The sequence below is a fragment of the Candidatus Neomarinimicrobiota bacterium genome (assembly GCA_041862535.1).
Lineage (GTDB): Bacteria > Fidelibacterota > Marinisomatia > SCGC-AAA003-L08 > TS1B11.
This window is the reverse complement of record JBGVTM010000352.1, coordinates 1-10,147: the sequence shown is the minus strand read 5'-3', so window position 1 is coordinate 10,147 and position 10,147 is coordinate 1. Positions and strand designations below refer to the sequence as shown.

The 10,147-nt window shown below is 54.8% G+C and carries 10 protein-coding genes and 1 pseudogene; 9 read left to right on the top strand and 2 right to left on the bottom strand.

What is annotated here, in order from left to right:
* From ACETWG_12705 to ACETWG_12665, 9 genes and pseudogenes are all read left to right on the top strand, one after another.
* The coding region (locus ACETWG_12705) for a metal ABC transporter permease (GenBank protein MFB0517447.1) at positions 1–432 on the top strand (432 nt) is incomplete at its 5' end.
* 236 nt (positions 433–668) lie between these two features.
* Entirely contained in the window at positions 669–1,040 is a 372-nt protein-coding gene (locus ACETWG_12700; GenBank protein ID MFB0517446.1) for a NifB/NifX family molybdenum-iron cluster-binding protein, read from the top strand.
* Positions 1,041–1,074: 34 nt separating this feature from the next.
* Positions 1,075–1,992 carry a P-loop NTPase gene (locus tag ACETWG_12695; GenBank protein MFB0517445.1) on the top strand — a complete coding sequence of 306 codons (918 nt, stop codon included), beginning with the start codon at positions 1,075–1,077 and terminating at the stop codon, positions 1,990–1,992.
* 30 nt (positions 1,993–2,022) lie between these two features.
* A complete protein-coding gene (locus ACETWG_12690; GenBank protein MFB0517444.1) occupies positions 2,023–2,847 on the top strand; it encodes an MBL fold metallo-hydrolase in 825 nt (274 codons plus the stop codon).
* Positions 2,792–3,496: pseudogene (locus ACETWG_12685) on the top strand (class I SAM-dependent methyltransferase). The gene ACETWG_12690 and the pseudogene ACETWG_12685 overlap by 56 nt, the downstream one beginning before the upstream one ends.
* Before the next feature lie 28 nt (positions 3,497–3,524).
* Entirely contained in the window at positions 3,525–4,154 is a 630-nt protein-coding gene (tsaA, locus tag ACETWG_12680) for a tRNA (N6-threonylcarbamoyladenosine(37)-N6)-methyltransferase TrmO (protein ID MFB0517443.1), read from the top strand.
* Positions 4,151–5,095: a radical SAM protein gene (locus ACETWG_12675; GenBank protein MFB0517442.1), complete on the top strand. Its 945-nt coding sequence runs from the start codon at positions 4,151–4,153 to the stop codon at positions 5,093–5,095. The genes tsaA and ACETWG_12675 overlap by 4 nt, the downstream gene beginning before the upstream one ends.
* On the top strand, positions 5,092–6,114 hold the full coding sequence (locus ACETWG_12670; GenBank protein MFB0517441.1) for a putative manganese transporter: 1,023 nt from the start codon (positions 5,092–5,094) through the stop codon (positions 6,112–6,114). Before ACETWG_12675 ends, ACETWG_12670 begins: the two co-directional genes overlap by 4 nt.
* A gap of 44 nt (positions 6,115–6,158) precedes the next feature.
* Complete coding sequence (locus ACETWG_12665) at positions 6,159–6,683, top strand: isoprenylcysteine carboxylmethyltransferase family protein (protein MFB0517440.1); 525 nt, start codon at positions 6,159–6,161, stop codon at positions 6,681–6,683.
* Positions 6,684–6,811: 128 nt separating this feature from the next.
* On the opposite strand, the gene ACETWG_12660 is transcribed toward ACETWG_12665, so the two are convergent.
* Positions 6,812–7,876, bottom strand: coding sequence for a phosphotransacetylase family protein (locus ACETWG_12660; GenBank protein MFB0517439.1), 1,065 nt, complete (start codon positions 7,874–7,876; stop codon positions 6,812–6,814).
* Between the two features lie 88 nt (positions 7,877–7,964).
* Positions 7,965–10,079 carry an acetate--CoA ligase alpha subunit gene (gene acs, locus ACETWG_12655; protein ID MFB0517438.1) on the bottom strand — a complete coding sequence of 705 codons (2,115 nt, stop codon included), beginning with the start codon at positions 10,077–10,079 and terminating at the stop codon, positions 7,965–7,967.
* Positions 10,080–10,147 lie beyond the last annotated feature (68 nt).

Sequence of the window (10,147 nt, the reverse complement as noted above, 5' to 3'; positions counted from 1 at the left end):
GGTGCCATCGGTCTGTTTCATTATATCTACAGAAAAAGGTTCCTGCTCATTTCTACCAATGTAGTAGAAGCTGAGAGAAGGAATATCTCAGTTAGATGGTGGGATTTTCTCTTCTATGCCTCTTTCGGTCTCATAGTGACCTCATCGGTGGCGATAGCTGGAGTATTGCTGGTCTTTTCGTACCTGATCGCACCGGCCGTGTGCGCTATGTTACTCTCGGATAAAATCAAGATCCGACTGGTCGTGGGATGGACCGTGGGTATCATGGCCAGCCTTATTGGCCTGTATCTTTCCGCCAGCCTTGACTTCCCCACCGGTGCAGCCATGGTATGCACTTTGAGTCTGTTTGTACCGCTAGTGGCATTGGCAAAAAGAATGTTAAGACCGCGAAAGATTATCACGCCCTTTCCAGCGGGAGAGTGTGAAAAATAGAATCCAGCCGGTCTTACAGCTATGAAAGGAAAAGGAAGGACGATGGAGACACAACCTGAGCAGAGAAGGGGTGCCCGAGGGCACTGTATCTGCACCAAGTGCGGCGAAAAGATACCACATCAGGCCGGGATACCGTGCCGGGAGGAGAAATGCCCCAAGTGTGGTGGCACGATGGTAAGAGAGGGATTCTACCACCATCGATCTATGGAACGCAAGGGACAACAGGAGAAAACCAGATGAAAATAGCCGTAGCATCGGATGACGGGCAGACCATTTCGGCCCATTTCGGCCGGACGCGGGGATTTGTCGTTTATGAAGTCGAAAATAAGGAGGTAAAGGAGCAGGAGTTCCGTCCAAATACGTTTACGGGTCACGCCCGCGGACTGGAACACGCCGGTCAGCATATTGAGCGTCACGGACCGGTCTTGGCCGCCCTGGCGGACTGTGCTGTGGTGATCTCTCACGGCATGGGCAGGCGGATGTATGATGATCTACGGGGGGTGGGAATTGAGAGTTTCATTACGGATGAGATCGAGGCGCGTGCCGCAGTCGAAGCCTATTTAAGCGGTGAGTTGGTGGATCGGCCGGAGCGCGGCTGCAGGCATTAAAAGCTGCTGTGGTTCAGCAAAGGTGATAAAAGCGATGGAAGTGCAAACCGCGAGCGACAAGGTGAAGCTGCTCAAGGACAAAAGAGTAGGGATTTTCGGGAAAGGCGGCTCCGGGAAGAGCACAGCTGCGATCCTGTTAGCTCGTGAACTTAGCTACAACGGCTACAGCGTATGTATTCTGGACGCCGATTCAACCAATGTTGGCCTACCACAAGCACTTGGATTGGCCAAGTCACCATTGGCGCTGATCGACTACTTTGGCGGAATGGTATTCAGCGGCGGTTCGGTGACCTGCCCGGTGGATGACCCGACGCCTCTGGCCGGGGCAAAAATATCGCTAAAGCATATACCGGCGGAATATTATGGTCATGCTGAAGGGATCTATCTATTTACAGCGGGCAAGATCGGAGATCAAGGGCCGGGAGCAGGCTGTGACGGTCCCATTTCTAAAATCGCCCGAGACTTCAGTTTTCAAATTGAGGGGGAAGAAGTGGTGACACTGGTGGACTTTAAAGCGGGATTTGAAGACACGTCGCGGGGAGCCATAACCAGCCTGGATTGGGCTATTGTTATCGTTGATCCCACTTACCCGGCTATTGAGTTAGCAGCTTCAATGAAACAGATGGTTGATCGAATAAAGGCGGGGGAACCGCCAGCCACGGAGCATTTGAAGGATCCGGAAACCGTCGCGCTAGCCAACAGGATCTTTAGGGAGGCAAGAATCAGGGGTGTTTTATTTATTTTAAACAGAATCAAGAGTAGAGAAGCAGAGAGTTATTTGCGAGCAAGACTGGCAGAGAAAGGCTTAGAGCCCAGCGGGATCATTCACGAAGATCCCGCAATCGCCTCATCCTGGTTGAGAGGTCTACCCCTGGATGTGACGAACAGAAAGCAAGAGGCCGCACGCATCATTGTGGAATTGGAGGCAGCGGCAGGGGCCGGTACCCCTTGATCTGAAAGGGCAAGACCTATGGTGCTGCATTTGACGAGGCAAGAATTCCTATTAGTCGGGTTGGGGCTTTTCCTCAGCTCCTACCACCCCATTCCGCCAGCCCAGGTGCAAGAGGAGATTGAAATGACAATCCTGGCCACCGATACTCTTACTATCACTATCCTGTACGATAATAATCCCTATGACCCACGCCTCAGCTCAGCCTGGGGTTTCGCCGCCCTGGTGGAATACCATAAACAGAAGCTCCTCATGGACACCGGTGGCGATGGTCAGGTGCTGTTAAGCAATATGAGTCATCTGGGCGTGGATCTCCTCAGCATCGAGTACGTATTGCTCTCACACGCCCACGGCGACCATACCGGCGGTCTGAATGCCCTGCTGGCAGCCGGGGCCCGTCCGACGGTCTACTTGCTGTCCTCCTTTCCAAGTGTTTTCAAACGCCAGGTAGCCAGTTTGACAAAGGTAGTCGAGGTGGGTCCTGGCCAGCCCCTGGGCGAAGGGCTGTTTACCACCGGTGCTATGGATGGAGGAATCCACGAACAGGCCCTGGTAGTACAGAGCAAACGCGGTTTGGTGGTCATTACCGGTTGTGCTCACCCGGGTGTAGCGTCCATGATGGCTCGAGCCAAAGCATTATTCGGTGATCCGGTTTACTTTGTGATGGGCGGCTTTCACCTGGGGGGCAAGAGCAAGTCTGAGATTGCCGCTATCCTGGCCGAATTTCGTCAGTTGGGTGTGAAGCAGGTGGTGCCGTGTCACTGCACGGGGGACTTGGCCAGCGCCATGTTTGCCACCGAGTATGGAGACGACTTTATTCGGGCCGGCGTGGGGCGGGCGATCACTTTTGAACTCTAAGCAGGTACAGGTTTCGAACAACCCCTTCGCTGACCCTGCCCGCGTAGCCCGCTACGAGAATTGGTACCAGACCACCGGTCGCCGGGCTGACCGCCTGGAGAAGGCACTTCTGCGACGGCTGCTTGTCAATTTCAAATCCGCACACACAATCCTGGAGGTGGGCTGCGGCACCGGGCACTTCACACGCTGGTTCAATGAACTGGGTTTGTATGCTGTGGGGTTAGACGTATCACCACCGATGTTGGTCTAGGCTATTCGGCTAGGCTGTCCACACTGTTTGTGCGGCGATGCACTGGCCCTACCTTTCCCAAACCGAGCCATTGACATCGTTGCCCTGATTACGACCCTGGAGTTCATCACCGATCCAGCCCTGGCCTTGGCCGAGGCGCTGCGTGTGGCTCAATATGGACTGATCCTGGGGGTGTTAAACCGTCAGAGTTTGTTGGCCAGGCAGCTGAAGAGAGAAGGAGGTCCGATCTGGGACGGGGTCCGTTTCTTCCATCCGGAAGAGTTGATTCGTTTTGTTAAACGCGCCGGCAACGGGAAGCGAGTGAAAATCGTGTGGAGGACCACACTCTGGCCCGTCTGGCCGGGAGCGCTCCCGCTTCCCTGGGGCGGCTTTATCGGTATGGCTGTGAGGTTGCCTTAATTGTGGAAGGGAAAAGAATGTGGTTAGCATGACCGCCCAAGTCAGCCTGTACCCTTTGTACCGGGAATCACTGTCGCCGGCGATTGATGAGGTGCTTCAAATTTTCCGGGATCACGCTCTGTACGTAGACCCAGGTCCGATGAGCACTCTGATCAGCGGAGACGATACTTCCATATTTGCGGCATTACAGGAGGCGTATTGCCGTGTGGCTGAGCAGGGTTTCATAGTAATGGTCGTGACTTTATCCAATGCCTTTCCCCCTGTATCAGGCAAAACGGAAGAGGCTATCGTATACAAGGCTATCGGCCATGTCAGAAACGATTTTGACGAGCCGGTGGGACCAGATACGCTCCGATCCACTGAATCCCGAATCATCCTGGATGCTACCCTGGTGGATGGACTGCACGGTTTAGAGCCGGGAAAACAAATCGCCGTTATATTCCACTTTCACCTTTCCGAGGGTTTTGAACTACGCCAGCATCCCCGGGGTGATACGAGCCGTCCCAATCGAGGGGTTTTTGCACTGCGTAGTCCGCACAGACCCAACGCCATTGGTCTGTCGGTGGTAGACTTGCTGGAGGTCAGGGGAAACGTACTGCGGGTACGAGGCCTGGATGCAATTAACGGTACCCCGGTATTAGACATCAAACCGTTATGATTGCATTCGGCCCGGTTCCGTCCCGACGTCTCGGGCGCAGCCTGGGTATCAACAACATCCCTGCAAAGACGTGTACCTATTCCTGCGTGTATTGCCAGCTGGGGCTTACGCCAAAGGTGCGGGTACAGCGGAGCGCCTTTTATGCTCCGGAGGATATTCTCCGGGAAGTAGAGGCCAAGCTGGAAGATACCTATAGGACCGGGGAGTCCGTCGATTATCTCACATTTGTTCCCGACGGGGAGCCGACCTTGGACATCCATCTCAGGCAGGCAGTTGAATTATTGAAGCCGCTGGGAATCAGAATCGCGGTAATCAGCAACGCTTCGCTTATCTGGCGCCTTGACGTTCGTGATGATCTCTTGCAGGCGGATTGGGTTTCTTTCAAGATCGACACGACCCGGGAAGCGGTGCGGCGTAGAATTAATCGTCCACACCAGGAGCTGCACATGGGCACCGTTTTAGGAGGGATGTTAGATTTTGCGGCAAATTATGGGGGAACGCTGGTTACGGAAACGATGCTGGTCGAGGATATCAATGATCGAGATTACTACCTGACGGAGGTGGCTGATTTTTTGGCGCGGTTGAAGCCCGCTACGGCGTACCTGTCCATCCCCACCAGGCCACCGGCGGAGGGCTGGGTGCGCCGCCCCAGTGAGGATTTGATCAATCGTGCCTACCAAATTATGAGTAAGAGCCTCCCAAAAGTGGAGTATCTCATTGGGTATGAGGGGAATGCCTTTGCTGCGACGGGGGATGCAGAGCAGGATCTGCTGAGCATCACGGCGGTGCATCCCATGCGGGAGGACGCTGTGGATGCGTTCCTAGAAAGGGCGGATGCCGATTGGGCCATTATTCACAAATTGATTGCTGAAGATCAGCTTATTGAGACGGCCTATGAGGGTAAAAGGTTCTACTTGCGAAGACTGCCGGGCCATCAATGATACTCAGGGCTTTCAACCAGACGCTCATTATTACCGTCTTCGTCTTCGCGATGATGTTGGTCATTGAGTATCTCAACGTGCTGTCCAGCGGTCAGTGGCAGCGACATATAGTTGGCAGCCGCTGGAAACAGTACCTTTTGGCTGGCTTTCTGGGTGTGCTGCCGGGCTGCTTGGGGCCCTTTATGGTGGTGGCCATGTACTCCCACCGGCTCCTGAACCTAGGGGCGGTTGTGACGGCGATGATCGCCACCAGCGGAGACGAGGCCTATGTCATGCTGGCCCTGATTCCCCGACAGGCCCTGCTTCTGATGGTCATCCTTTTTGTAGTGGTGATAGTCGCCGGGGTGTTGACTGATGCCATTAATAGGCGACCGGAAGTATTTGTATCGGAAGCCGGCCACGAACTGGAGGTTCATCTGACGGAGACCTGCCAGTGCTTTCCCCGCGGTCAGATTCTGCAGCAGTGGAGAATGCTCTCGCCTTTCCGGGCGACGTTGATAGTTGGACTTCTGTTGGCTGCCCTTGCTATTGCTACCGGGCAGATCGGCCCGCTTTCCTGGAACTGGATGCGAATCACCCTTTTATTAGTCATCTCACTGTCCCTCTTTATAGTAGCAACGGTGCCCGATCACTTTTTAGAGCAGCATTTGTGGCGGCATGTGGTTCTTCAGCATATTCCCCACATCTTTGCCTGGACGTTTGGTACCTTGCTTGTAATGCAGTTGCTGGTGCACTACCTGCACCTTGAGAGTGTTATCCATGAAAGTACATGGATCATACTTATAATTGCTGCCTTTGTCGGCCTGCTTCCCCAGTCAGGTCCACACCTGGTTTTCGTGACGCTCTACGCGGAAGGTGTAATTCCGGGTAGTATTCTGCTGGCGAGCTCTATTGTGCAGGATGGCCACGGCATGCTGCCGATGCTCGCCTATTCCCGAAAAACCTTTCTCATGGTCAAGTTAATCAACCTGGTCATCGGGCTTCTGGTGGGGAGCCTGGTAATGTTGTTTTCGCGCTAGAATCACCCCCAACGAGAAAGGAGGAGAGCGCCAATCAGGTGAGAATGATCATGGACGGGTTTAAATGGACGAAGAAAGAGATTTTATTAGGCACGCCTATGACGATCTTATGCATCGCATGTTTTCCAGTTAACCCGCTTGTCCTAACTGGGATTCTGCAGACGAGTTTTTACCCCATATTATTCGCTTTAGGGTGGGCATTTTGGGCGTTCGGTATGGTATTAGTAATGACACCCATAATCATGTTCCCACGTCGGGGTGGAGTACCAAAGGGAAAGTCCTTCGTGCATACAACCCACGTGGTCGATTCTGGCCCTTATTCGTTGGTCAGACATCCCCAGTACTTGGGCGGGATTCTAGCGATATTCATCACCACGCTGCTTTTCTATCCCAACTGGCTGTTCGCGATTCTGGGTACCATTGGTGCGGTGGCTGTTTATATGAGCTGTAAGGAGGAAGAAGTGCGCCTTGTTCAGCAATTTGGTGATGAGTACCTGCGCTACATGGAAAGGGTACCGAGGATGAATATTGTCGTGGGCATTCTTCGTTTACTGCGGGCGAGCTCCTGAGAAAGGCAGGATAATAGAGTACGGCGTATTTCTAAGTCCGCCAATGGGTACGGATATGCCCGGGGTACGGGAAAGGAGAGGCCCCGATCCGGCCCGGGAGGCCGTTTATGCTATCTTCGTAATTGAGCCTACGATTTCAGCCCCAGCACCTGGTACAGCCGGTCAAAGTCGAAGTTTGCTTCGAAAATCTCTTGGAACTGCTCGAGCTTTTGTGCTTGATGGAAGCGTGTGCGCCCGAAAAACTGGTTGATCGTTTCCACCGTTTCCAGCGTAGACTGGGGCGATAGGATAATAGGCACACCTTTTTCCTCGGCCTGGGTGACAATCAGTGGACTTGGGTGCAGGTTGCCGGTCAGGATCAGACAGCGGGTCGATGTCTCCAGGGCGGCCAGATGGATGTCGGGTCGGTCGCCGCCGGTGATGACAGCCTTATTGGGTTTGCGCCGGAAGTGCGCCAGGGCATTGTCCACCCCCATAGCCCCGATGGTCAGGTTCTCGACCAGGGCGTCAGAGTAATCTTCACCGATGAGGATCTCGCCGTTGATCCCGTCGGCTAATTCGCCGACTGTTGCGGCTGTCAGTAAGCGGTTTCGCGGAAGTAATCCCATGATAGGGATACCATGTTCCTCAAGGATAGGTACGCCGGTGTCTGAGAACAGATCGAGTTCTCGACCCGGTATTGAGTTTACCACGGCGCCGACTAACCGTTCGCCGAGGATGCGGCGGGCTAAGAGGATATTGTCACCAGTCAGGCGGCTTTTGTAGCGGATCACGATCAGGACGGGCAGGTCCAGCAACTCAGCCACTTCTGGTGCTGACAAACCGAACAGACTACCCTCCGCCAAATCTCCGCCGCCTTCCACGAATAAGATATCGGTATCGGCAGATAAGCCATTAAAGACCGTCTTGACCCGGGCAGCCAGGTCCCGTTCGCCTCGAAAAGCTTTTTCCACGAAGGACTCGGTGAGCTTGACTGGAACAATCCTGCTCAGAGGCGCAGCCAGGTCGAAGGTATCTTTAATAAACTGAGCATCGGTATCGGCTACCCGTCGCCCGGCAACTCGTGGTGTGGTACTAACCGGTTTCATATAGCCGGTCTCAAAGCCCTCCTTACGCAGATGCTCCATCAGACCGGTTATGATGGCGGTCTTACCACTGAAGGTCTCGTTTGAAACAACATAAAGTGAGGTCATGCTGGTCTCCTATTTCTGGACCACCTGAGATTTAAAAAAGAGTCCCCAACTGCTGTTTTGGTGGAGGTATCACCCATTACGGTCAATCCTACTTAATGGACAAACGGGCATCGAGGGCGATAGCTCCCTGATGATGAACCACCAGCGGGTTGATGTCCAGTTCTACAATTTCCGGGAAGTCCATCACCAGTTGTGATACGCGCTGAATGATTTCGGTGATAGCCTTCAGGTCGGATGGTTTTTCGCCGCGCACGCCGCGCAGGAGGGGCGCGGACCGGATTTCATTGACCATCGCGCCGGCTTCCCGCTGGGTCACTGGTGCTAAGCGGAACGTCACGTCTTTAAGCACCTCGACGTAGATGCCACCCAGCCCGAACAGGATCAGCGGGCCGAATTGGGGGTCACAACTCATACCGACGATCACTTCCTTACCTGGCTCGATCATTTTCTGGACCAATGCGCCCCAGATGTCGGCATCCGGCATGTGCCTCCGGCTGCGATACATAGTTAGATCAAAGGCGTCGCGCACATCCTCTGCACTGCGCAGATCCAACCTGATACCGCCTACATCCGTTTTATGAAGGATATCCGGTGAGGCAATCTTCAGGGCAACAGGGAACCCGATCTCTTCAGCGAACTCGATGGCTTCTTCGCTGGTGCGTGCCAGCCGGGATTCGGGCAGCGCGATCCCATAGGCGGCGATGACCTCCCGGGCTTCGACCTCGCCCAAGGTCACGCGGCCATCAGCGCGGGTCTTCGCCAGAATTTGCATTACCGCTTCGCGGTCAATGTCGAACTGGTCAGGTTCTGTTTTGGGTTGCTGCAGGTACTGACGATAATTCCACATAGCCTGTAGCACACCCACAGCCCTATTGGGAGAGGTGTAGTTAGGAACGCGATTGCGGTTAAGAATCTCGGCCCCAGCGCGGATTTTGGCTTGCCCCATAAAGCAGCCGATGATGGGTTTGTCATACGGTCCGGCCAGTTTTGAGACCACCTCCGCGGTTTCTGGAATCTGGGTCATCACCTGTGGTGTCAGGATCACTATCACGCCATTGACGTTGGGATCTTTGAGGGCAGCCTGGAGAGCGATGGCGTAGCGGTCGGCATCGGCGTCACCCAGCACGTCGATGGGATTGTAGAGGCTGGCGGCACCGGGCAAGGCCTCTTGCAAGGTCTGGACGGTCTGCGGTTCGAGCTGGGCCAGGCGAAGGTTGGCACGTTCCAGGCCGTCGGTTGCCAGGATACCTGGGCCGCCGGCATTGGTTACTATAGCGATGCGGGGACCTTCCAGTAGCGGCTGGTAGGCGAACGCCAAGCCCCAGTCAAAGAGGTCTTGTATCGATTCGGCCCTGAGGACACCAGCTTTTTGGAAGGCGGCCACATAGGCCCGTTCCGAGCCGGCCAGGCTCCCGGTATGACTGGATACCGCTTTTGATCCCGCTTCAGTTGTGCCGGACTTGAGCGCCACTACCGGTTTCCTGGCCGAGACCTGGCGGGCTATATTGATGAATTCACGTCCATCAGGCAATCCCTCGATGTAGGCCAGCACAACACTGGTCTGCTCATCATCTTTCCACTTGCCCAGGAGTGCCGCTTCGTCAACGTCGGCCTTGTTGCCCAGGCTCACAAACCGTGAGAAGCCGATTTTCTCGGCGACGGCGAGGTCCAGAACAGCCGTACACAGGGCGCCGGATTGGGACATGAAGGCGATGCTGCCCTGATCGGGCATGCTGGCAGCGAAGGAGGCATTGATGGGACAGAGGGTATCGATGACGCCGAGGCAGTTTGGTCCAATGACGCGCATGCCGTACTCGTGCGCGATTTTGGTGAGTTCATGTTCGTGGCGAATGCCTTCCAGGCCCGTTTCCCCGAAGCCGGCGGTGATGACGATGACCGCATTAAGGCCCTTTTCACCGCATTCCCGCATCACGTTAAGGACGAAGCGTTCCGGGATAACGATGATCGCCAGGTCGAGCTCACCGGGGATATCCTTGACACTGGGGTAGGCTGGCAAGCCCAGCACCTCGTCGGCCGTGGGATTGACCGGGTAGACATCACCCGCGTAGCCGGAGGCCAGGATGTTACTTAGGATTCCATGACCCAGCTTCTCGGGATCCCGGGAGGCGCCGATTACCGCCACGCTCCGGGGGCAGAGAAACGCGTCCAGTTTGGCCGTCATGTCGTCAGCAGCGGGGTTCATGGTTCATGAAACCGAAATTAATAATCAGCCGTTTGAATCTTCATCGCAGCCCTTGTTGGAGAAGGTGC

Bases quoted from the DNA above. Each gene is read 5' to 3' on its own strand.
- ACETWG_12660 (MFB0517439.1), bottom strand. From the start codon at position 7,876: ATGACCTCACTTTATGTTGTTTCAAACGAGACCTTCAGTGGTAAGACC.
- tsaA (MFB0517443.1), top strand. From the start codon at position 3,525: ATGACCGCCCAAGTCAGCCTGTACCCTTTGTACCGGGAATCACTGTCG.
- acs (MFB0517438.1), bottom strand. From the start codon at position 10,079: ATGAACCCCGCTGCTGACGACATGACGGCCAAACTGGACGCGTTTCTC.
- ACETWG_12670 (MFB0517441.1), top strand. From the start codon at position 5,092: ATGATACTCAGGGCTTTCAACCAGACGCTCATTATTACCGTCTTCGTC.
- ACETWG_12695 (MFB0517445.1), top strand. From the start codon at position 1,075: ATGGAAGTGCAAACCGCGAGCGACAAGGTGAAGCTGCTCAAGGACAAA.
- ACETWG_12675 (MFB0517442.1), top strand. From the start codon at position 4,151: ATGATTGCATTCGGCCCGGTTCCGTCCCGACGTCTCGGGCGCAGCCTG.
- ACETWG_12700 (MFB0517446.1), top strand. From the start codon at position 669: ATGAAAATAGCCGTAGCATCGGATGACGGGCAGACCATTTCGGCCCAT.
- ACETWG_12665 (MFB0517440.1), top strand. From the start codon at position 6,159: ATGATCATGGACGGGTTTAAATGGACGAAGAAAGAGATTTTATTAGGC.